The organism is Streptomyces sp. NBC_01591 (assembly GCF_035918155.1).
Classification (GTDB): domain Bacteria; phylum Actinomycetota; class Actinomycetes; order Streptomycetales; family Streptomycetaceae; genus Streptomyces.
This window is the reverse complement of the sequence record NZ_CP109327.1, coordinates 6,896,011-6,917,349: the sequence shown is the minus strand read 5'-3', so window position 1 is coordinate 6,917,349 and position 21,339 is coordinate 6,896,011. Positions and strand designations below refer to the sequence as shown.

The following is a 21,339-nucleotide window of genomic DNA, read 5'->3' as shown; positions in this document are numbered from 1 at the left end:
GGTGCTCAGCCCTCGGCGCCGGTACCGGTGTCCGCGGCGGCGCCGAACGGTGTGGCCTGGTTGAAGTAGAGCACCCAGCCCACGTCGGTCAGCCGCCACACCGAACTGCGGTGGGCGAGGCGTCCCTTCGTCTCGGTGTCGTAGGTGAGGTGGACGAGGTCGTCGGCGAGCTGGACCCCGCTCATCCGGGACGCGGTCAGCGGGCCGGGGCGGGGGGCGTCCGCCGCGGTGAGCGAGGCGATCATGGTGTCGCGGTCCCAGACCCGGCCGGTGTAGTCGATCTCGCGGTAGTCGGGGTGCAGCAACTGGGCGAGGAGTTCGGCGGAGGCGCGCACGGCCGGGTCCAGAAGGCGCAGCTCGCCCTCGACCGCCGCGGCCACGCCGGGGGACGGTTCGGTCATGCGGGGGCTCCGTCGTGTGTGGTGACCGTGGGCGCCGTCATCTCCACCAGCTTGACCACGGTGTTCCAGTTGCGCGAGGTGGCGATGATGCCCTTGGTGACGGAGGGCCGGGACAGTGCCGCGGCGAGTTTCGAGCGGCCCAGTCCGTCGGGGGCGTAGAGATAGAGCGCACGGTCGCCGAGGCCGAATGCCTCGGGGAGGAAGGCCTCCGGTTCGATCCCGGCGAAGCGATCGGCGTCGACCGGCTGGTCGTAGTAGGTGATGTGCAGCTGTTTTCCTTCGAGTTCGGCGGCCGGGAACGGGCAGGCCGCCGCAACTTCCGCCAGGTAGGCTCCGTCCCGGACCAGGCAGGGGACGGGGAAGCCGAACCGCTTCTCGATGGCCTGCTCCAGTTCGGCGGCGAGGGCGTTCTCGTCGTCGGACGCGCTGCTGAAGACCGCGTTGCCGCTCTGCAGGTGGGTGCGGACGTCTCCGTGTCCCAGTCCGGTGAGCAGTGTGCGGAGTTCGGCCATCGGGACCTTCTTGTGGCCGCTCACATTGATCCCGCGCAACAGCGCCGCGTACATCGTCATGGGCACACCATAGGACGATCTCTTCGCACGGCGCGGCCGCCGCGCCCCGTGGGGGAGGGCGCGGCGGCCGCCGATTCCGTTGTGCCGGGCATCCGTCACCCGGTCACGGCTGCGGGGTCGACTACTCGACGACCTTCAGCAGCTTGTTGGGAGTGCCCTCGGTCGCGTTGGAGATCGCGTCGGGGGTGGCTCCGTCGGTCAGTGCCGTGGCGACCTCTTCCGGGGTGGCGTCCGGGTGGCCGGCGAGGTAGACGGCGGCGGCACCGACGACGTGCGGGGTCGCCATGGACGTACCGGAGATGGTGTTGGACGCGTCGTCGCTGTCGTTCCAGGACGAGGTGATGTCCGAGCCCGGGGCGTAGATGTCCACGATCGAGCCGTAGTTGGAGAACGAGGACTGCTCGTCGTCCACCGTGGACGAGGCGACCGTGATGGCCTCCGGGACGCGGGCCGGGGAGCTGTCGCTCGCGTCGGCGGAGTCGTTTCCGGCGGCCACCGCGAAGGTGACTCCGGAGGCGATGGCCTTCTGGACCGCGGCGTCGAGCGCCTCGTCCGCGCCGCCGCCGAGGCTCATGTTGGCGACGGAGGGGCCCTCGTGGTTCTCGGTGACCCAGTCGATACCGGCGACGACCTGCTCGGTGGTGCCCGAGCCGGAGTCGTCGAGCACCCGGACGGCGACGATGTCGGCCTTCTTGGCGACCCCGTAGGTCGCACCGGCGATGGTGCCCGCCACATGGGTGCCGTGGCCGTTGCCGTCGTCGGCGCTGTCGTCGTTGTCCACGGCGTCGTAGCCCGAGGTGGCCCGGCCCTCGAACTCCTCGTGCGTGGTACGGACGCCGGTGTCGATGACGTACGCGGTGACACCCTCGCCCGCGCTGTCCGGGTAGGTGTACGCGTTGTCGCCGGCCGTCTCGGTCTGGTCGATCCGGTCCAGACCCCACGACGGCGGGTTGTCCTGGGTCTCGTCGATGTGGAACTTCTTGTTCTGGACGACCTTGGAGACGGCCGGGTCGGCCGCCAGGCGCTTGGCCTCGGTGAGCGAAAGGCCGCTGGCGGAGAAGCCGTTGATGGCGGAGCTGTAGTTGCGCTTCAGCTTGCCGCCGTACTCCTTGGCGAGCTCCGCCTTGTCGGCCTTCTCGTCCAGCATCACGATGTAGCTGCCGGAGACGGCGTTCGCCGCGTCCGCGCCGTAGACGGTGCCCATCGCGGGAGCGGGTGCGGCGCCGGCGAGGGAGGTGTTGAGCAGGGTGACCCCGGCCGCTGCGGCCACCGCGGTTATCGCAGCGGTCAGCTTGATCCGGCGTGCGCGCTTGTGAATTGCCATGAAGAGGGATCTCCTCGTCATTCTTTGTGGGGGGATTGGCCCCCGGCCGGAAGATCTCCGGGGGCTGGCTCGAAACCCTCGCCGATTGACGCGCCCAGATCAAGACCTTCATGCGGCTGTGACTTACTCAACAAAGTTACGTAATAAGAAACCGGCCAGCCGTGCCCAAGTCGGGCACCGCCGCCGCAACATCCGCCGCACACACCGGGCTTACGGCTCCGACCGGCACACTTCACACACGGGAAGACGAACCCCGCCCGACCGTACGGACGGGCGGGGAGGCGGCTTGATTCCACCCCCGTGTTCACAGAGCCCTCACGAGGTCACCAAATTGGGTTCAGGTCCGGACGACCCGGACGTCGCCGACCCCCATCAGTCCGGCGAGGGGCACCTTCGCGGCGGCCTGCTCCGGACTCACCGTCAGATTGTCGCCGCGCAGCATGTCGAGCAGCATCTCGGCGAGCGGCATCACCATGTGCCGGCCCCAGCAGCGTTCCGAGGCGTGCCCGAAGGGGAGGTACCCGGGCTGGTCGTCGGGGTCCAGGCTGTCCCAGCGCTCGGGGCGGAACTCGTCGGGGTCGTCCCAGAGCGCGGGGTCGCGGTGGCTCAGCAGCGGCAGGAGGAGGATGTCGTCGGCCGCGCCGATCCGGGAGTCGAGAGCGGGGTACTCCGGCGACGCCTTCCGCAGGATGTTCCAGGAGGGCGGCAGCAGTCGCATGGCCTCGTACAGGATGTTCCGGTTCGAGGTGTCGTCACCGAAGGGCGATCCGAGCCAGAGCGCGTTGGCGACGAGCGTCGAGACGGTGAAACATACCGGGGCCGCCGCCCGCCGGTACAGGCCCATCGCGTAACGCCGGTCGCTGTAGCTCCCGGCATTGGCGGTCAGGCCCGCGATGGCGGAGACGGGCGCGCCGGGGCGGAGCCGGCCGGGCAGCGCCGCCCCCGTGGCGATGACCGTCCAGGTGAGTTTGGGCGTCAGCTCCAGCGCGCGGTCCATGAGGATGCGGAGCCGGTAGGGGTCGGCTCCGAGAACCAGATCGCGCAGGAACACATGGCCGACGTGCGGCCATTCGCCGGAGAGGTCGACCTTCCCGACGGGCTTCTTCAGTGCCGTCCGGACGTCCCGGCCGATGGCCTGCATGACCGTCGACGCCTCGGTGCGCGGAATGGACCGTCCGTGCAGGGGTTTGAAGGTGGGGCGCTCGTCCTCGGCGGCCGGTCTGGCGGCGAGGATCCGGTCCGTCAGGTCGGCCCCGGCGACGCCGACGGTGCCGGGGTCCAGACGGAAGACCTCCTCGCCCCGGTGGTCTCGCAGGAGCGCCTGGAGTCTCGGCGCGAAGACGACGTCCCGGGCGCGGCTGCCGGTACCGGACATGTGCATCGGTGGTCTCCAAGAAGCGGGAAGGGCCCGCGCCCGGCGGGCCGATGAGGCCTGGCCGGACACGGGCCCGAATCGACTGACCGTGTCCCTCGAAACGACGGACCGTTCTGTCGGCTTAGTACCAGTGGTACCAGGCGTACGCCTTCAGGCTCTTCTCCGGCGTCATCTTGTCCTTGAGCAAGAAAAGGAACTTCATAACAGCACCTCCATCTTTTACTCTGAATTTGCATTCAAGCGGGCATGACTTGGACCGATCGCGACGCCAATCCCCCGCCTCTGACCGGGAATTTTGTGCCGCTCACCGCCGAAAGGAGTGAAGCTCAGCGTGAAAGGAGTTGTCAATGACTTCTTTTTTCGCCGTACCCGAATCACGGCGAATCGGGCACAGGTGGAACCAAGTCCGTCGGATTTCCGTCCGGGCGGGCCGAAAGAGGCCGCGCGTTCAGTTTTCGGCGGCGCCCGGCGGGTGTGGACGCACCAGGCTGACCACCACGACAACAGGCACGACGCGGCACCCATACCCGCACGGGGCGCGTGGGCACAAGGGCCTGAAGAGTCGAATTCACGCCATTGAATGTCTGAATCACCGACGCCCAGGAATACTCCGGACCGGGGCCCTCGATTCCTGTGCATCCCCCGGAGGGTTCCGGCGACGAACCCGAAGAAACGTACCGGTCGGTAATTCATGGCCCGGCCGCAGGAAAAACTGAGTGGCCCATGAAACCGACCCTCTCGACGTGGCGGCGGAATCGCCGAAGAACCGTCCGCCGCCGCACCGGCCGTGAGGGTGCCTCAGCGCTGATAGCGGGCCAGGACCCGGTTCCCGTCGTCGACCAGACGCTTCCTCAGCTCGTCCGCCCCGATGGCCCCGCTGTAGTACTCCTGGAGGGCGGGTGTGGCGACCTTGTCCTTCCACTCCGGGTAGCCGCGCACCGACTGGGCGGGCGCCGGCCGGAGCGCCTTCGCGACGGCGACACCGGTCGCCCAGCCGTTCTCGGCGGTGTGCAGGGACGGGTCGGCGAGGGCCGCGGTGCCGGTCGGGAGCATCCAGTCGCCCTTGGCCAGGCGCACCATGTTCGGCGGCCGCAGCAGGAAGTCGATGAACTGCGCGGCCTCCTTCTTGTGCGGGCTGGCCTCCGAGACGGACAGGGTCTGCGGACTCACCCCCTGGGCTGGGCCCGCACTGCCCGCGGGAGCCGGCAGGACCGTCCACTCGAAGCCCTCGGGGGCCTGTTCGACGACCTGCTGGCGGTACGAGAAGCCCAGCGGCACCATCGCGTACTTGCCGCCGAAGAATCCGGGAAGGGTGTCGGAGCCACCCATGCCGAGTGCGGTGCGCGAAGCGCTGTGGTCGATATTGACCTGGTCGTGGATGGTGCCGGGGACGATCCGGTCGCCCTCGCCCGCTCGGATGGTCACCTTGCCGTCGGCGCCGCGGTGGAAGAGCTTGCCTCCGCCGGAGAGTCCGAGGTTCAGCGTGACGGAGACCGGTTCCTTCAGCGGCCAGGCGACGCCGTACCGCCCCTCGCCCGTCAGCTCCTCGGTGACCTGCCGGAACTCGGCCCAGCTCCAGGGACGGTCGGGCGTCGGGACGCGGACCCCCGACTCCGCGAGAATCCTGGTGTTGGCGATCAGGACCCGGGGCTCCTGAAGGAACGGCACTCCGTAGACGCCGTCGCCGAAGGTGGTGGTGGACCAGCTCTGCCGCGGGATGTCGGCGGTCAGTCGGCCGGGGAGGAGCGTCCGCAGATCGGCCAGGTAGCCGCCGTACGCGAAGTCGGCCAGGTCGTCGGAGGCGTCATGGATGATGTCCGGCGCCTCGCCGCCCTCGAAGGAGGTGAGCAACTGGTCGTGGACGGTGTCCCAGCTGCCCTGGACGTAGCTGACATGGATGTCCGGATGGGCTTCGTTCCACTCCTTCACCAGTTGCTTGTTGGCGTCGACGGACTCCTTCTGCCAGGCCAGCGACTGGAAGCTGAGCTCGATCCGCCCGTTGTCGCCCCTGCCGTCGTCCGTCCCCGCGCAGCCGGTGAGCAGCAGGGCCAGTGCGGTGGCCGCCGCGGCGGCCGTCGTCCGTAGAGATGCCCGCATCAGCTCTTCACCGCCCCGGCCAGCATGCCGCCCGTGATCCGCCGCTGGATGATCGCGAAGACGACCAGCGAGGGCAGGGTGGCGAGGAACGCGGCGGCGGCGAGCGGACCGAGATCGGCCGCGCCCTCCGCACCGATGAAGTGGGTCAGTACGACCGGCAAGGTCTGCTTCTCCGGTGTCTTGAGCAGGACGAGCGCGAAGAAGAGCTCGTTCCACGCGGTGATGAAGGCGAAGAGCGCGGTGGCGACGATGCCGGGGGCCAGCAGCGGGGCGGTGACCGAGACGAGCGTCCGCAGCCGGCCCGCGCCGTCGACCGAGGCGGCCTCCTCCAGCTCGGCGGGCACGGCCCGTACGTATCCGACCAGCATCCAGAGGGCGAAGGGCAGCGCCCAGACGGTGTACACCATGATCAACCCCCACAGGGTGTTGATCAGATGGAGATTCTTCAGGATCAGGAAGAGCGGAATGATCAGCAGGACGAGCGGGAACGCCTGGCTGATCACGACCCATCCGGTGGCCGCCGTCGAGAGCCTGGAGCGGCGGCGGGCCATCACGTACGCCGTGGGCGTGGCGACGAGGACCGCGATGAAGGCGGCGCAGAGGGCGGCGATCAGCGAGTTGGCGGCGGCCTGGAGCAGCGGCTGTTCGTCGAACGCCTTGCGGAAGTTGTCGAGCGTCGGGTTCTCGGGGATCCAGGTGGGGTGCAGGGAGCCCAGTTCGCGCGCCGGTTTGAAGGCGGTGGAGATCAGCCACAGGAACGGGAACGCCAGGAAGACGAGATAGCCGAGGAGCGCGGCGTACTGTCCGGCGCGTGCGGTTCTGCTGGTACGCAGGCTCATCGGTCCTCGCCTCCCCTGAGCCGGCCGGCGAGATACACCGCGAGGATCACGGAGATCACCGTGACCATCACACAGCCCATCGCCGCGGCGTATCCGAACTGTCCGTAGTGGAAGGCCTCTTCGTACGCGAAGAGCATCGGCAGCCGGGTGCGGCCGCCGGGTCCGCCGTTGGTCAGTACGTAGACCAGGGCGAAGGAGTTGAAGTTCCAGATGAAGTTGAGCGCGGTGATGGACAGTGCGACCGGCCTGAGCACCGGCCAGGTGACGGTACGGAAGCGGCGCCAGGCACCGGCTCCGTCCAGGGCGGCCGCCTCGTGGAGTTCGTGCGGGGTGTTCTGCAGCCCGGCGAGCAGGGCGACGGTGGTCTGGGGCATGCCCGCCCAGATGCCCACGACGATCACGGCGGGCAGGGCGGTGGCGAGTCCGGTGAGCCAGTCCCGGCCGTCGCCGAGGCCGAGATCGCGGATGGTCTCGTTGAGGACGCCCGCGTCCGGGTTGTAGACGAGCCGCCACATGAGGCCCACGACCACCTCGGGCATCGCCCACGGAATGATCGCCAGCGCCCGCGCCAGCCAGCGCATCCGCAGCTTCTGGTTGAGCAGCAGGGCGAGGCCGAGGGCCAGTACGAACTGCGGGACGGTGACGCCGAACGCCCACACCAGGCCGATCCGGAACGAGTCCCAGAAGAGGGTGTCGTGGAGCAGGTCCTGGAAGTTCAGTCCGCCCACCCACTGGGTGGAGCGGGTGCGGCCGGACTGGGCATCGGTGAAGGCCAGCGCGATGCCGTAGAGCAGGGGGCCGACGCTCAGGATCAGGATCGGGATCAGCGCGGGCAGCACCAGGAACCAGGTGCCGGCATTCCGGTTGACCGGCCGGGACCGCTTGTCCTGCGGGCTGCCGGGCGGGCCATGCCTCTCGGAACGTACGGTTGCACTCGCCAATGTCACGAATTCGCCCCCTTGCGTCATTCGATCGGTTTCATACCGTTCTGGCCGCTCAGGTGGCCTCCGTCATCGTGCTGACGGGCCATCGGTTCGTCAAGCCAGCCTGCACAGATGCGAAAATCGGAGTCATGAACGAGATGCGTGCGCGCGAGGTGCTGGCCACTGCCGGACTGTCCGGCGGTGCGGAGCTGCTCGCGATAGGTGAGAACGCGGTGTTCGCCGTCGGCGACCTGGTGGTCAAGGTCGGCCGGGACGCCGTGCGGAACCCGGAACTGCGGGACCGGGCCGAACGCGAGGTGGCCGTCGCCCGGTGGCTGGCCGCCTCGGACGTCCCCGCCGTACGGGCCGCCGAGCCCGCGGCGCGCCTGGTCGAGGGCCACCCCGTGACCCTCTGGCACCGGCTGCCCGACGCCGTACGCCCCGCCGAGCCGCGGGACCTGGCACAGCTGCTCATCCTGGTGCACGCGCTGCCCGCCCCGGACGGTTTCGGCCTCCCGCGCCGCGAACTGCTGGGCGGGGTCGAACGCTGGCTGCGGCTCGCGGGCGACGCGATCGACCCGGCCGACGCCGACTATCTGCGGGAGCGCCGCGACGGCTTCGCGGCGGCGGCCGCCGCACTGGTCCCGCATCTGCCGCCGGGGCCCATCCACGGCGACGCGCTGCCCCGTAACGTCCATGTCGGTCCGGACGGGCCGGTGCTGGTCGATCTGGAGACCTTCTCCACGGATCTGCGCGAGCACGACCTGGTGGTGCTCGCGCTGTCCCGGGACCGGTACGGCCTGGCACCCGAGGCGTACGACGCGTTCACCGCCACGTACGGCTGGGACGTCCGTGAGTGGGAGGGCTGCGCGGTGCTGCGCGGGGCCCGGGAGACGGCCAGCTGTGCGTGGGTGTCCCAGCACGCACCGGCCAACCCGAAGGCGCTCGCAGAATTCCGCCGCCGGGTGGCCTCGCTGCGTGACGGCGACACGGCGGTGCGGTGGTACCCGTTCTGAGGGCTGCCCCCTGAACCCCGGCCACGGGTCCGGGCCGTCAGCCGGCGACCGCGACCGGCTCCCGCAGCGGCCAGTGGCCGTCGATCACCGCGTCCGCCGTGCCCTTGCGGCGCAGGAACTGCTGGAAGTCCGCCGCCCATTGCGCATACCACTCCACCTGGCGCTCGTGCAGCTCGGCGGCGGTCAGCTCGGCCACCGAGCCGTGCCGCTCGGCTATGGCGTACGCCACCCGGACCGCGGCCAGCGCGTCCGCCCCCGCATCATGGGCTCCGCCGTGCACCACGCCGTACTCGACGCAGACCGCCTCCAGGTTGCGCTTGCCCTTGCGGTAGCGGTCGACGGCCCGGTCGATGGTGTACGGGTCGATGACCGGACCGATCCCGGCCCCGTCGAGCCGGTCACTCAGCGACGGCAGCCCGTGCCGCTGCAACTCCGCCGTGAGCAGCGTCAGATCGAAGGCCGCGTTGTACGCGACGACCGGCACGCCTCGGCGCCAGTACTCCGTGAGCGTCCCGGCGATCTCGTCGGCCACCTCGCGCACCGGCCGGCCCTCCGCCGCCGCCCGCTCGCTGCTGATGCCGTGGATCGCCGAGGCCTGCTCGGGGATCCGGATGCCCGGATCCGCCAGCCAGGTGTGCTGCCGCACCGGCTCCCCGTCCCTGCCGCCGACGCCGACGATCGCGGCTGTCACGATCCGCGCCTCCAGCGGTTCCGTGCCCGTCGTCTCCAGGTCGAAGCCGACCAGCGCCTCCCGGTGCCAGCTCATCCCGTACCTCCTTCGTGGTGCTCTCCCCCAGGTGATGCCCACCCTCGCATGCACCACTGACAACGCGGTGGCGGCCCCTCAGGAGACGGGCCGGGAGTCCGCCCACACGGACTCGAATTCCTCGCGGTACGTCTCGAACAGCCCGTGCTCGTTGTCCTGCCCCGCCCGGACCACGGCACGCCCGCCGCCGCGCAGCACCAGCACGGGCGCCTCCATGCCGCGTGCGCGCCGCAGATAGGTCTGGACGACCCCGACCGCGTCCGTCCCGTCGCCGTCCACCAGATAGGCCGTGAAGCGCGGCGTCTCGTCGAACACATGGATCTCGAAGGCGCCCGGATCGCGGAGCTTGGAGCGGACCCGGCGCATGTGGAGGATGTTCATCTCCACCGACCGGCTCAGCTCGCCCTTCTTCAGACCCAGCTCCCGCTCCCGGCGCTTGACCGCGCTGCTCGCCGGGTTGATGAAGAGCAGCCGGACCCGGCAGCCCGACTCGGCCAGCCGGATGAGCCTGCGGCCGGAGAAGTTCTGCACCAGCAGGTTGAGCCCTATGCCGATCGCGTCGAGCCGGCGCGAACCGCCGAAGAGATCCTCGGCGGGCAGCTGGCGCTGGAGCCGCACCCGGTCGGAGTGGACGGAGACCACATCCGCGTACCGGTCGCCGACCAGCTCCTCCACGGCGTCGACCGGGAGCCGGTCGGCCGACGGGACCCCGGCGCCGCTGCCCAGGATCTCCAGGAGCCGGGCGGAGGCGCGCTCGGCCTGGGCGAGGACGGCCTCGTTCAGGGCGCGGTTGCGGGAGACCACGTTGCGGGCGACCTCCAGCTCGTCGAGCGCCAGCTCCACCTCGCGCCGGTCGTCGAAGTACGCCTCGAAGCACGGCCAGTGCTGGACCATCAGCTCACGCAGCTGAGGCAGCGTGAGGAAGCTGAGGACGTTGTCGTCGGCGGGGTCCAGCAGATAGCCCTTGCGGCGCGAGACCTCGCGCACGGCGACGGCGCGCTGCACCCACTCCTGTCCGGCGGGCCCGGCGGCGGCCACCACCCAGTCCTCGCCGTGGACCGGCTCGTAAATGGGCCGGAGCACCGCGGCGACCACGGCACGCAGCCGCTGCTCCACGAGATTCAGCCAGATGTAGGCCCGTCCGGCCCGCTGGGCGCGCGTACGCACCTCGCTCCAGGCGTCCGCTCCCCAGTCCAGCTCCGCGCCGATCTCCATGGGCTGCGCAAGCGATACCGCCCCTGGCGGGACATCGGTGGCGTCCCCCTCGTGACCCGGGTCACCTGGGGGCAGCTCGAATCCTCCCGAGCTCACCCGCGCACCGCCTTCCACTCCCCCACCAACGATCAAGGAAGGGTACTCCGCGAGCGGGAGCCGGTGCAGCCGGATGCGCATGCTGCTTCGTCAACTCCCGTATGGCACAGGCACGTTCCCGACGGCGAGATCGGCCGTAGTGAGGGGATTCATAGTGATTAACCACCCCGTCCCCGGGCCTGCACCGGGCGAGAGCCGCCTTCCCGGGCCCGGATCCCGGTTCCGGGCGACACGGAGAGGCCCGATGTTGACCGGACCGCGTGATGTGCCGGTCGGTCCTAGGTAGCCGCACCTGTTTCGGGGAAGATCTGGCTCCAGGGCCTGTCCGGCGGATCAGGGGTCGGACGGGTTCTGGCAGCCCGCAAGCTCCAGGCACCCGGATCAGAAGTGGAAGAGTCGAACCTATGCAGGTCTGGCCGGGACAGGCGTATCCCCTCGGTGCCACGTACGACGGCGCCGGGACCAACTTCGCGGTCTTCTCGGAGGCCGCCAGACGAATCGAGTTGTGCCTGCTGCACGACGACGGTTCCGAGACGGCGGTGGAGCTCAGGGAGACCGACGCCTTCGTCCGCCATGCCTATCTGCCCGGGGTGATGCCCGGTCAGCGGTACGGATTCAGAGTCCACGGGCCGTACGAACCGGAGCGCGGCGCCCGCTGCAATTCGGCCAAACTGCTGCTCGACCCGTACGCCCGTGCAGTCGCCGGGCAGATCCGGTGGGGCGAGGCGGTGTACGGCTATCCGTTCGGCCGTCCCGACGCACGCAACGACCTCGACTCGGCGCCGCACACCATGACCTCGGTCGTGGTCAACCCGTACTTCGACTGGGGCGACGACCGGCGGCCCCGTACGGACTACCACCGCACGGTGATCTACGAGGCCCATGTGAAGGGTCTGACGATGCTCCACCCGGGGCTGCCGAAGGAGCTGCGCGGCACCTACGCGGGGCTGGCCCATCCGGAGGTGATCGCCCATCTGACGGAACTGGGCGTCACGGCTATCGAACTGATGCCGGTGCACCAGTTCGTCCAGGACCACCGGCTGGCCGACGCGGGGCTGGCCAACTACTGGGGCTACAACACCATCGGTTTCTTCGCCCCGCACAACGCCTACGCCTCCTGGGGCGACCGCGGCGAGCAGGTGCTGGAGTTCAAGCAGGCCGTACGGGCCCTGCACCAGGCCGGCATCGAGGTGATCCTCGACGTGGTCTACAACCACACCGCGGAGGGCAACCATCTGGGTCCGACGCTCTCCTTCCGGGGCCTGGACAACGCCTCGTACTACCGGCTCGCGGACGACCAGCGGTACTACATGGACACCACGGGAACCGGGAACTCCCTGCTGATGCGGTCGCCGCACGTGCTCCAGCTGATCATGGACTCGCTGCGGTACTGGGTCACGGAGATGCACGTGGACGGCTTCCGCTTCGATCTGGCGGCCACCCTGGCCCGGCAGTTCCACGAGGTGGACCGGCTGTCGTCGTTCTTCGACCTGGTGCAGCAGGACCCGGTGGTCAGTCAGGTGAAGCTGATCGCCGAGCCGTGGGACGTGGGCGAGGGCGGCTACCAGGTGGGGAACTTCCCGCCGCTGTGGACCGAGTGGAACGGCAAGTACCGGGACACCGTGCGGGACCTGTGGCGCGGCGAGCCACGGACCCTCGCCGAGTTCGCGGGGCGCCTGACCGGATCGTCGGACCTGTACCAGGACGACGGACGGCGGCCGCTCGCCTCGATCAACTTCACCACCTGCCACGACGGATTCACGCTGCACGACCTGGTCTCGTACAACGACAAGCACAACGAGGCCAACGGCGAGGGCAACCGGGACGGCGAGAGCCACAACCGGTCCTGGAACTGCGGCGCGGAGGGGGACACCGACCAGCCGGAGATCCTCGATCTGCGGACGCGGCAGATGCGGAACTTCATCGCCACGCTGATGCTGTCGCAGGGCGTGCCGATGCTGAGCCACGGCGACGAGTTCGCGCGTACGCAGCGGGGCAACAACAACGCGTACTGCCAGGACAGCGAGCTGTCGTGGGTGCACTGGCCCGACCCGGCCGCGGAGGACAGGACGGACGAGGCCGACCGGGGCGAGGGGAGCACCGAGGGCAGCAGTCTGCTGGAGTTCACCCGGGCGATGGTGTGGCTGCGCCGCGACCATCCGGTCTTCCGGCGCCGCCGGTTCTTCCACGGCCGTCCGGTCGAGGGCACGCACGACGAGCTCTCGGACATCGCGTGGTTCACGCCGGAGGGCGGCGAGATGACGCAGCGGGACTGGCAGGCCGCGCATGCCAAGGCGTTGACGGTCTTCCTCAACGGTCACGCGATCTCGGAGCCGGGGCCGCGCGGCGAGCGGATCTCCGACGACTCGTTCCTGCTGATGTTCAACGCGAGCGCCGAGACACTGGAGTTCTCCGTTCCGGTGAATCACGGCCGGCAGTGGCTGGTGGTGGTCGACACGGCACGCCCGGTCGGAGTCATGCCCGGCTCGGGGCCGAAGGTGGCGGCGGGCGATCGGGTGACGCTGGTCGGGCGCAGCATGGCGGTGCTGCAACGGCCCGCGTAGGCCCGAGGACCGTCCCGCCCAGCGGCCGGGTACACCGCCGGTCGAGCCCTTTGCGGCGTTCCGTGACACAGAAGGCGCCAGGCTGGGTACGAACGTCCGCATGACGCCCACCGCCACCTACCGGCTCCAGCTCCAGCCGGACTTCCCGTTCTCGGCCGCCGGACACGCCGTCCCGTATCTCGCCGCGCTCGGCGTCTCCCATCTGCATCTGTCCCCGGTCCTCGAAGCCGTGCCCGGCTCCCGGCACGGCTACGACGTCGTCGACCACGGCCGGGTCCGTGCCGAGCTCGGCGGTGAGGAGGGGCTGCGGGAGCTGGCCCGCACGGCGCGTGAGCACGGTCTCGGGCTGATCGTGGACATCGTGCCGAACCACATGGCCGCCGTCCCCCGCCACAACCACGCGCTGTGGGAGGTGCTGCGCGAGGGCCCCGGATCCCCGTACGCCCGCTGGTTCGACATCGACTGGGCGGCGGGCGGCGGCAAGGTGCTGCTGCCGGTGCTCGGCGGACCGATCGGCGACGAGATCGGCGGGCTCCGGGCGGACGGGGACGTGCTGCGCTACGGCGAGCAGGAGTTCCCGCTGCGGGCCGGCACCGCCGATCTGCCGCTGCCCGAGCTGCTGGATGCCCAGCACTACCGGCTCGGCTGGTGGCGGCTGGCCCGTACCGAGCTGAACTACCGGCGGTTCTTCACGATCTCGGAGCTCATCGGGGTGCGGGTGGAGGACCCCGAGGTGTTCGCCGCCACCCACGGCAAGATCCTCGAACTGATCCGGGACGGTGTCGTCGACGGGCTGCGCATCGACCACCCCGACGGGCTGGCCGAACCCGCGGCCTACCTGGAGCGGCTCTCGGCGGCGACCGGCGGGCGGTGGACGGTGGTGGAGAAGATCCTCACCGGCGGCGAGCCGCTGCCCGCGGGCTGGGCCGTCGCGGGGACGACCGGGTACGACGCGCTGCACCGCGTCGACGGCCTGTTCGTCGACCCGATGGGCGCCGCGGAGCTGGTCGGCCGCTACCGGGAGTACGCGGGGCCCGCCGGCGACCGCGGCGGTTACTGGACGGCGACCGTGCGCCGCGCCGCGTACCGGGTGGTGACGCATGAACTGGCCGCCGAGACCGAGCTGCTGACCCGGCTCGCCGTACGGATCTGCGCCGCCGAGCCCGCGCTGCGCGATCACGCCCCGTGGACGCTGCACGCCGCCGTGCGCGAACTGCTCGTGCGGGTGCCCGTCTACCGCCCGTACGTGACGGCCGGCGGGCCCTGCACGCGGACGGCCGAGGAGACGCTGCCGGACGGGGCCGTACGGGACGCGAAGGCGACGTTCGCCGTCGCGGAGGAGGCGTCGGCCGTCGATGTGGTCCGGGAGCTGGCGCTGGGGCGGCTGGGCGAGGGGCCCGAGCGGGCCGCGTTCTGCGCCCGGTTCGCCCAGACCGCTTCCGCGTTGCGCGCCAAGTCGGTCGAGGACACGGCGTTCTACCGGTACGTGCCGCTGATCTCGGCGAACGAGGTGGGCGGCGACCCCGGGCAGCCCGCGGTGACGCCGGCGGAGTTCCATGCGTACTGCGCCCGGCTGGCCCGCGACTGGCCGGCCACCGGCACGGCGCTGACCACCCATGACACCAAGCGGAGCGCCGATGTACGGGCCCGGGTCGCGGTGCTGACGGAGTGCCCGGAATCGTGGTCCGGGCTGCTGACGGAGCTGGAACGGGCGACCCCGGCCACCGCTCCGGACGCGCAGCTCGCCTGGCAGGCCTGGCAGACGGCCGTGGGCTGCGCGAAGCTGCCTGGCGGCGAGATGGCGGGCCGACTGGAGCCGGCGCTGCTGAAGGCGGTGCGCGAGGCGGGGCTCTTCACCGGCTGGACCGAGCCCGATCCGGCGTACGAGCGGGCGGTGACGGACTTCGTGGCGGCCGGGCCTGCCGCCGGCGGCGGTCCGGTGCGCGAGACACTGGAGCGGTTCGCGCACACGCTCGACCCGTACGTGCGGGCCAATGTGCTGGGGGCGGCGCTGGTGCATCTGACGATGCCGGGTGTACCGGATCTGTACCAGGGCACGGAGCGGGAGTACGTGGCGCTGGTCGACCCGGACAACCGGCGGCCGTTCCGCGAGCCGTCCGGCGACGTGGGCCTCGGCGAGAAGGGCGAACTGACGGCGGCCGCCCTGCGGCTGCGACGCGAACGGCCGGAGGTGTTCGGCGAGTCCGGTACGTACGCGCCGCTGAGCGCCCATGGCCCGGCGGCCGCGCACTGTCTGGCGTTCTGCCGCTCCGGCGAGGTGGTCACCGCGGTGACCAGGCTGTCGTTGCGGCTGGCGGAGTCGGGCGGCTGGCACGACACGGAGCTGGCGCTGCCGGACGACGGACCGTGGACCGATCTGCTGACCCCCGGCCGGAAGTTCACCGGTGGCTCGGTGGCGCTGGCGGAACTCTTCGGCGGACTGCCGGTGGCGCTGCTCAGCCGGGCCGGACGAGGAGGGCCCGCGGACCACGGGTGAGCAGCCCGGTGCCGGCCGGGCGGAATCCGTCCGCCCAGCGGAGCCGGGGCATCGCGTCGAGCAGCGCGCGCAGGCCGTGGCGGGCTTCCAGCCGGCCGAGCAGGACGGCCGGGCAGGACACGGGGCCGGAGAGGGACCGGCCCTGGTCGCGGCGGAAGGGGTCGAAGAGGTCGGGTGCGGCGAACCGTTCCGGATCGCGGCCGGCCGAGCCGATCAGACAGGCGACGTCCGCCCCGGCGGGCAGGGTGCCGCCGCTGAGGGCGACCTCGGTGACGGTGCGGCGCAGCACCACCTGGACCGGTGGGTCGCGGCGCAGCGACTCCGTCCAGGCCCGGTCGGCCAGGGCGGGTTCGATGCGCAGGGCGGCGAGGAGGTCGGGGGCGTCCAGCACATTGGCGAGGAGGGAGGCGAGCGCTCTCTCGCGGAGGCCGGTGTGCCGGGTGCAGGGTGTGGCGGTGGTGCCTGTCCCGGTGCCGGGATGCCGGTGCGGCCGGGCGCTCGCGTCAGGGGCGGCGCCGACGGGCAGCCAGCGGCAGAACTCCTCGACGAGGTCGGCCTGTTGACGGCTCGCGATCCGGCGTGCCAGGACGTACGCGGTCCGCTCGATCCGCGCTGCCATGTGACGTGGTACCGATGCGAGGTCCGGCATGTGACGGGTCACCGGCCCGGGATCCGACATGTGACGTGGCACTGCCCCGGGCCCGGCGGCCGGGTGCTGCGTGCGGGGTGCGCATCGGGGGCTGCCGTGGCAGAGCCCGAGCGGGGCGGGGCCGCCACGGGGTGCGGTGTCGTGCGGGAGGCCGGTGAACCGGGGGTCGGTGAGGGCCGTGGTCACATCCGCGTACCGGCTGACCAGCCAGGCGCCCAGGGGCGCGTCGTAGCTGAGCGGGTACTCCTCGCGCAGGACGCGGTAGATCCGGTACGGGTCGTGCGCCGCGCCGGGTGCGAGCAGGCTGGGGCCGGTGCTCGTGCGGGGGCCGCGCGTCGGCCTGCCGGTCCGGCGGCCGCGTTCCGGTACGGGTATGCCTTCCGGCGCGTCCGCCTGCATCGGTGACCCCCGGGGCGTCAGGGCGCCGGTGTGCGGCGCGGTTTCCCCCAGCGCACCACCGACGGCGGCGTCACGCAGCCGACGTACGGCCGTCCGGGTGACGGTGGTACGCCCGTTCGGACGCGGGCTGCACCAGCGGTCCTGAACCGGTCGGCTCCCCGGCGGCCCGCTCCCGGGCGAGGCGCTCTCGGACGGGGCACTCAGTCCGGGGGCCCGAGGACGGGCGCCGAGAGCCGGAAGCTCATCCGTCCGAAGCTCACTTGGTCCCCGTCGCGGACCGGGACCGTGCCGGTGACCCGCTGGCCGTTGACACAGGTGCCGTTGGTCGAGCCGAGGTCGCGCAGCAGCCAGCAGCCGCCGCGCGCGGTGAGCTCCGCGTGGAGCCGGGAGACGGTCTCGTGGTTGAGCCGCAGCCCGTTTCCCGGATCGCGGCCGATCAGCAGGGGGTGCGGGCTCGGGGCGGGGAGCAGGAGTTTGGGGAGCCGTTCGGTCTGCCAGACCCGGCGCACCCGGCCGGGAAATCCGGACACCCCGCTCACGACCCGGAGTATCCGCTGTGACCAGCGGCCCTCGCCCTCCAGGTCGGCGGTGAGTGCCTCCAGTTCCTCGGAGCGCCGGGCGGTGAGGGCCAGTTCCATGCGCCGCATGAAGGTGTCGTGGGACAGTTTGCCCTGTGCCGCGCCGTCTCTGAGTACGCCGAGCACACGGTCGCGCTGGGCGTCGGACAGCCGCACGGGATACGTGTGGGACTCGAAGGAGGACGTCACACTGCCAATTGTCGGTCCGACCGCCCCGGAGTGTCCAGAACAGGCCCGTGTCCCACCCTGCGGCCCGCGCGGGGTGCCCTGCCGCGAATATCCCCGCGCACGGCTGTGGAGACGTTGCTACTGTCTCCCGCCGCAGGCCGCCCGGCATTCGCCGGAAGGCCCTTCCGCGCGCCCAGAGGAGCTTGTGTGACCCTTGCACCACAGGAACTGACCATCCGTCCGCTCGCCGGTCCGCAGGAGCTCGGGCTCTTCCGCCGGCTGTCGTACACCCTCGATCACGAACTCGCCGACGACCTGGAGAGCGGGCGTCGCCGCCCCGAGTGGATGTGGGTGGCGCTGCGCGGCGAGCACGTGGTGGCAAGGATCGCGTGGTGGAGCCGGGACGGAGCGGCGCCGCTGCTCCTCGACTTCTTCGACCTGGACGACACGCTGCCCGAGCCCGACCGCGGTGAGGTCGGCCTGAAGCTGCTGGAGACGGCGACGGCCGCGGTCGTGCCGGCCGGCGCCCCGCGGCCCGAGTACGGACGCTTCGTACCGGCCGACTGGCGCGAGGACCCGGCCGTCCGCGATGCCGTCGAGGCCCGGATCCGGGTCATGGAGCGTTCCGGTGCGCGGATGCTGGTCGAGCGGCTCCGCCTGGAGTGGCGCGCCGGTACGGCGGTCCCCGCCGACAGCGGCCGGCTCCGGTTCCGCCCGGTCGGCGGTAGCGAGGATCTCCTCGCGCTGATGACACCGGTGATGGAGGGCACCCTCGACGCCCACGGGCAGTCCGACCTGGCGTCCGGGCTCAGCGCCCGCGAGGCCGCCGAGAAGCACTACGACGAGGAGCTGGCGACGTACCGGACACCGCGCGAGTGGTGGCGCATCGCCGAACTCCCGGACGGTGAACCGGTCGGGTTCGTGGTCCCGGCACGCAACGACTACAACCCGATCGTCGCGTACATCGGTGTGCTGCCCGCCCACCGCGGCCACGGCTACATCGACGACATCCTCGCCGAGGGCACCCGGGTACTGGCCGCGCAGGACGGCGTGGAACGGATCCGGGCCTCCACCGACCTCGGCAACGTACCGATGGCCAGGGCCTTCGCGCGCCTCGGGTATGTGAACTTCGAGCGCTCTTTCGACATGGTGTGGGACTGATCCGCCCCCACCGGCCCACCGGTCACGCCGACCGCTCCCCCGCGGCTCCGGAGGTGAGTTCCGCCAGCCATTCCAGGCGGAGCTGCTGCTCGGCGGGGACCGTCGCGTCCTCGCCGCGCGGCCCCACGTTGAGCAGCAGGTTGCCACCCGCGGCCGCCGTCTCCCGTACCAGCGATTCCAGTGCCTCGCGGCCGAGGTACGCCTCGGGCGGGGAGTTGCGGTTGTAGCCGAAGCCGTGGTCGATGCCTCGGGTGATCTCGTACGGGTCGGGGCCGGTGCAGCGGGCGAACTCCGGGGTGCGGAAGTCGTAGTACGGGGGCCGGCGCGGTACGAAGCCCTCGCCCTGGGCGATGGTGCGGCGTTCCCAGCTGTCGTACAGGGCCTTGGCGCCGGGGAGCCGCAGTGCGCGCCACATCGGTGCGTACGGGAACAGCCGGTCGTTGACGACGCCGTGCGGGACGGTGAAGCGGTAGTACTCGATGAGCCGCTGGACGTCGGTGCGTGAGCCGGGCCAGGCGATGTCGTTCCAGAGGATGTCGGGGCGGTACCGGCGGATCAGTTCACGCATCTGGGCGCCCGCGTACGCGGGGTACCCGCCGCGCGGGACGGCCGAGACGGTGTCCGCGCCGGTTCCTATGGGGCGGTCGTCGAAGCTCCAGTCGAGTCCGCCGGAGTAGTAGACCCCGAAACGCAGCCCCTCGGCCCGTACGGCTTCGGCGAATTCACCGACGACGTCGCGTGTGGTGTGCCAGCCGGTCCGGTGCGGGTTGGCAGCCTCGGAGGGCCAGAGGCAGAAGCCGTCGTGGTGCTTGGTGACGAGGACGGCGTAACGGGCGCCCGCGGCGCGGAAGCTGCGGGCCCACGCGGTGGGGTCCCAGGTCGCCAGGGCGTCGTTGAAGTCGCCCCCGAATGCGGTGTACGGGCGGCTGCCGTAGGTCGTGCGGTGGTGGGCGGAGACGGGGCTTTCCGGGAAGCGGAGCGCGTTCTCGTACCACTCGGCGTACGACGTCCAGCCGAGCGGCGAGCGGCGGCCGGCCAGGGGGAGTTCGTCCGCGGGGACGTACGGCGGGGCCCAGCCCGGTACGGAGGCGGGCGTCCAGTGCACAAAGATCCCCAGTCCGGCCCGGGACCACCATGAAGCAACCATGCCGCGAAGTATGGATCACACCGGGGGCGGTCCGTCAGGGGCGGTGTGCCGCACCGCCCGCCTTCTGCGTGCGGATCAGATCGCGGTACCAGGCGTACGAGTCCTTGGGCGTCCGGCGCAGCGTCTCGTAGTCGATGTGGACCAGGCCGAAGCGCTTGCTGGCGCCCTCCGTCCATTCGACGTTGTCGGTGAGCGACCAGGTGAAGTAGCCGCGCACGTCGACGCCCGCGTCGATGGCCGTGCGCAGCGCCCGCAGGTGCCCTTCGAGGTACGCGATCCGGCGGGTGTCCTCGGCGGGCTCGTCGACGGCGCAGCCGTTCTCAGTGATGTAGAGCGGCGGGAGGCGGTCGCCGTAGCGGCTGTGGAGCTGGACGAGGGTCTCGCGCAGGCCGTCGGGGACGACGGGCCAGCCGAAGTCGGTCTTCTCGTAACCCTCTATCTCGCGGATGCCGAAGGGGAGTTCGGCGGGCATCCGGTAGCCGGAGAAGGTCTCCGGGGCGCTGGTGCCGGGGGCGCCGACGAGGGTGGGGTTGTAGTAGTTGACGCCGTACCAGTCGAGCGGGGTGGAGATGGTCGACAGGTCGTCCTCGACCGGGCCCGGCATCAGCGCGGCGAAGTTCTCGTCGGGGTAGCGGCCGGTGAGCACCGGGTCGGCGAACAGCCAGTTGGTGATCGTGTCGTACAGCTCCGCGCCCAGCCGGTCCTCGTCACGGTCCCCGGCGGTCCAGACGGGGGTGTGCGAGACGGCGATGCCGATGTTGTCCGCGCCCGCGCCGCGCAGTGCGCGCACGGCCAGTCCGTGGGCGAGGAGCTGGTGGTGGGCGGCGGGCAGGGCATCGAGGAGGAGGGTGCGGCCCGGTGCGTGCTCGCCGAGCGCGTAGCCGAGCAGCGTCACCTCGGCCGGTTCGTTGATGGTGATCCACATCGGTACGCGGTCGGCGAGGCGCTCGGCGACGATTCCCGCGTACTCGGCGAAGCGGTAGGCGGTGTCCCGGTTGAGCCAGCCGCCCTCCTCGTCCAGCGGCAGCGGGGTGTCCCAGTGGTAGAGGGTGGGGGCCGGGGTGATGCCGTGGGCGCACAGTTCGTCGACGAGGCGGTCGTAGAAGTCGAGCCCCTGCGGGTTGACCGGTCCGCTGCCGCCGGGCACCACGCGCGGCCAGCTGACGGAGAACCGGAAGGCGTCGGCGCCGAGGCCGGCCAGCAGAGCGACGTCCTCGCGGTAGTGCTGGTGGAAGCCGGTTCCGCGGGTGGTGTCGGTGCCGTCCTTGATCCGTCCGGGTTGCGCGGCGAAGGCGTCCCAGCCGGATGGGCCCTTGCCGTCGGTGTCTGCGGCCCCCTCGGTCTGGAAGGCGGACGCGGAGGCTCCCCAGAGGAAACCGGGCGGGAACGACGGCACAGTCATCTCGGCCTCCACAGCCGTAAGAGGGAGTGCGTATTGAGCGGAACCTTGCGGGGCAATGATCAGAACCAGACCTTAATCGCCAGTAACGGGCTCGATCCAGTGTCGTGGGCCGGTGATCGCGGCTGCTGCCGACGATGGGGCGCGGGGCGA

At 71.1% G+C, this 21,339-nt stretch carries 18 protein-coding genes; 4 read left to right on the top strand and 14 right to left on the bottom strand.

Annotation, left to right across the window (positions count from 1 at the left end; genetic code table 11):
- Positions 1–5: 5 nt before the first annotated feature.
- The 8 genes from OG978_RS31705 to OG978_RS31675 all read right to left on the bottom strand — a co-directional run bounded on the left by OG978_RS31705 (position 6) and on the right by OG978_RS31675 (position 7,576).
- A complete protein-coding gene (locus tag OG978_RS31705) occupies positions 6–401 on the bottom strand; it encodes a nuclear transport factor 2 family protein (protein ID WP_326768483.1) in 396 nt (131 codons plus the stop codon).
- Positions 398–973 carry a DUF1697 domain-containing protein gene (locus tag OG978_RS31700; RefSeq protein ID WP_326768482.1) on the bottom strand — a complete coding sequence of 192 codons (576 nt, stop codon included), beginning with the start codon at positions 971–973 and terminating at the stop codon, positions 398–400. The genes OG978_RS31705 and OG978_RS31700 overlap by 4 nt, the downstream gene beginning before the upstream one ends.
- A 121-nt stretch (positions 974–1,094) precedes the next feature.
- Positions 1,095–2,297 (bottom strand): S8 family peptidase, encoded by a 1,203-nt coding sequence (locus tag OG978_RS31695; RefSeq protein ID WP_326768481.1) that lies wholly within the window; start codon positions 2,295–2,297, stop codon positions 1,095–1,097.
- Between the two features lie 337 nt (positions 2,298–2,634).
- The gene (locus OG978_RS31690; protein ID WP_326768480.1) at positions 2,635–3,678 is read right to left on the bottom strand and encodes a cytochrome P450; all 1,044 of its coding nucleotides are present in this window, start codon (positions 3,676–3,678) and stop codon (positions 2,635–2,637) included.
- Between the two features lie 115 nt (positions 3,679–3,793).
- Complete coding sequence (locus OG978_RS48395) at positions 3,794–3,874, bottom strand: tryptorubin family RiPP precursor (RefSeq protein WP_350985409.1); 81 nt, start codon at positions 3,872–3,874, stop codon at positions 3,794–3,796.
- Positions 3,875–4,470: 596 nt separating this feature from the next.
- Entirely contained in the window at positions 4,471–5,769 is a 1,299-nt protein-coding gene (locus tag OG978_RS31685; protein ID WP_326768479.1) for an ABC transporter substrate-binding protein, read from the bottom strand.
- Positions 5,769–6,608 carry a carbohydrate ABC transporter permease gene (locus tag OG978_RS31680; RefSeq protein ID WP_326768478.1) on the bottom strand — a complete coding sequence of 280 codons (840 nt, stop codon included), beginning with the start codon at positions 6,606–6,608 and terminating at the stop codon, positions 5,769–5,771. The genes OG978_RS31685 and OG978_RS31680 overlap by 1 nt, the downstream gene beginning before the upstream one ends.
- Positions 6,605–7,576 (bottom strand): carbohydrate ABC transporter permease, encoded by a 972-nt coding sequence (locus OG978_RS31675; protein WP_442817774.1) that lies wholly within the window; start codon positions 7,574–7,576, stop codon positions 6,605–6,607. Before OG978_RS31675 ends, OG978_RS31680 begins: the two co-directional genes overlap by 4 nt.
- A 104-nt stretch (positions 7,577–7,680) precedes the next feature.
- On the opposite strand from OG978_RS31675, the gene OG978_RS31670 reads away from it, so the two are divergent.
- On the top strand, positions 7,681–8,547 hold the full coding sequence (locus tag OG978_RS31670; protein WP_326768477.1) for a phosphotransferase enzyme family protein: 867 nt from the start codon (positions 7,681–7,683) through the stop codon (positions 8,545–8,547).
- A gap of 37 nt (positions 8,548–8,584) precedes the next feature.
- On the opposite strand, the gene OG978_RS31665 is transcribed toward OG978_RS31670, so the two are convergent.
- Complete coding sequence (locus tag OG978_RS31665; RefSeq protein WP_326768476.1) at positions 8,585–9,313, bottom strand: 3'-5' exonuclease; 729 nt, start codon at positions 9,311–9,313, stop codon at positions 8,585–8,587.
- Between the two features lie 78 nt (positions 9,314–9,391).
- Entirely contained in the window at positions 9,392–10,624 is a 1,233-nt protein-coding gene (locus tag OG978_RS31660; RefSeq protein WP_326768475.1) for an SAV2148 family HEPN domain-containing protein, read from the bottom strand.
- 404 nt (positions 10,625–11,028) lie between these two features.
- Between OG978_RS31660 and glgX the strand changes: the two genes are divergently transcribed.
- Positions 11,029–13,188: a glycogen debranching protein GlgX gene (gene glgX, locus OG978_RS31655; protein ID WP_326768474.1), complete on the top strand. Its 2,160-nt coding sequence runs from the start codon at positions 11,029–11,031 to the stop codon at positions 13,186–13,188.
- 100 nt (positions 13,189–13,288) lie between these two features.
- Positions 13,289–15,685, top strand: a complete 2,397-nt coding sequence (gene treY / locus OG978_RS31650) for a malto-oligosyltrehalose synthase (protein WP_326768473.1) — start codon at positions 13,289–13,291, stop codon at positions 15,683–15,685.
- Here treY and OG978_RS31645 read toward each other — a convergent pair.
- Positions 15,645–16,733: a cytochrome P450 gene (locus OG978_RS31645; protein WP_326768472.1), complete on the bottom strand. Its 1,089-nt coding sequence runs from the start codon at positions 16,731–16,733 to the stop codon at positions 15,645–15,647. The two genes, treY and OG978_RS31645, sit on opposite strands and share 41 nt — an antisense overlap.
- A gap of 200 nt (positions 16,734–16,933) precedes the next feature.
- On the bottom strand, positions 16,934–17,500 hold the full coding sequence (locus tag OG978_RS31640) for a DUF1707 and FHA domain-containing protein (RefSeq protein ID WP_326768471.1): 567 nt from the start codon (positions 17,498–17,500) through the stop codon (positions 16,934–16,936).
- 186 nt (positions 17,501–17,686) lie between these two features.
- Here OG978_RS31640 and OG978_RS31635 point away from each other — a divergent pair, with 186 nt between their 5' ends.
- A complete protein-coding gene (locus tag OG978_RS31635) occupies positions 17,687–18,640 on the top strand; it encodes a GNAT family N-acetyltransferase (protein WP_326768470.1) in 954 nt (317 codons plus the stop codon).
- A gap of 22 nt (positions 18,641–18,662) precedes the next feature.
- Here the strand turns inward: OG978_RS31635 and OG978_RS31630 are convergent, their stop codons facing one another.
- The gene (locus OG978_RS31630; RefSeq protein ID WP_326768469.1) at positions 18,663–19,787 is read right to left on the bottom strand and encodes an alpha-L-fucosidase; all 1,125 of its coding nucleotides are present in this window, start codon (positions 19,785–19,787) and stop codon (positions 18,663–18,665) included.
- A gap of 34 nt (positions 19,788–19,821) precedes the next feature.
- Complete coding sequence (locus tag OG978_RS31625; RefSeq protein WP_326768468.1) at positions 19,822–21,189, bottom strand: GH1 family beta-glucosidase; 1,368 nt, start codon at positions 21,187–21,189, stop codon at positions 19,822–19,824.
- Positions 21,190–21,339: the final 150 nt, after the last annotated feature.

Coding starts and splice junctions, on each gene's coding strand:
- OG978_RS31670 (WP_326768477.1), top strand. CDS start 7,681: ATGAACGAGATGCGTGCGCGCGAGGTGCTGGCCACTGCCGGACTGTCC.
- OG978_RS31625 (WP_326768468.1), bottom strand. CDS start 21,189: ATGACTGTGCCGTCGTTCCCGCCCGGTTTCCTCTGGGGAGCCTCCGCG.
- OG978_RS48395 (WP_350985409.1), bottom strand. CDS start 3,874: ATGAAGTTCCTTTTCTTGCTCAAGGACAAGATGACGCCGGAGAAGAGC.
- OG978_RS31700 (WP_326768482.1), bottom strand. CDS start 973: ATGACGATGTACGCGGCGCTGTTGCGCGGGATCAATGTGAGCGGCCAC.
- OG978_RS31695 (WP_326768481.1), bottom strand. CDS start 2,297: ATGGCAATTCACAAGCGCGCACGCCGGATCAAGCTGACCGCTGCGATA.
- treY (WP_326768473.1), top strand. CDS start 13,289: ATGACGCCCACCGCCACCTACCGGCTCCAGCTCCAGCCGGACTTCCCG.
- OG978_RS31675 (WP_442817774.1), bottom strand. CDS start 7,576: ATGACGCAAGGGGGCGAATTCGTGACATTGGCGAGTGCAACCGTACGT.
- OG978_RS31685 (WP_326768479.1), bottom strand. CDS start 5,769: ATGCGGGCATCTCTACGGACGACGGCCGCCGCGGCGGCCACCGCACTG.
- OG978_RS31680 (WP_326768478.1), bottom strand. CDS start 6,608: ATGAGCCTGCGTACCAGCAGAACCGCACGCGCCGGACAGTACGCCGCG.
- OG978_RS31705 (WP_326768483.1), bottom strand. CDS start 401: ATGACCGAACCGTCCCCCGGCGTGGCCGCGGCGGTCGAGGGCGAGCTG.
- OG978_RS31645 (WP_326768472.1), bottom strand. CDS start 16,733: ATGCAGGCGGACGCGCCGGAAGGCATACCCGTACCGGAACGCGGCCGC.
- glgX (WP_326768474.1), top strand. CDS start 11,029: ATGCAGGTCTGGCCGGGACAGGCGTATCCCCTCGGTGCCACGTACGAC.
- OG978_RS31630 (WP_326768469.1), bottom strand. CDS start 19,787: ATGGTTGCTTCATGGTGGTCCCGGGCCGGACTGGGGATCTTTGTGCAC.
- OG978_RS31665 (WP_326768476.1), bottom strand. CDS start 9,313: ATGAGCTGGCACCGGGAGGCGCTGGTCGGCTTCGACCTGGAGACGACG.
- OG978_RS31690 (WP_326768480.1), bottom strand. CDS start 3,678: ATGCACATGTCCGGTACCGGCAGCCGCGCCCGGGACGTCGTCTTCGCG.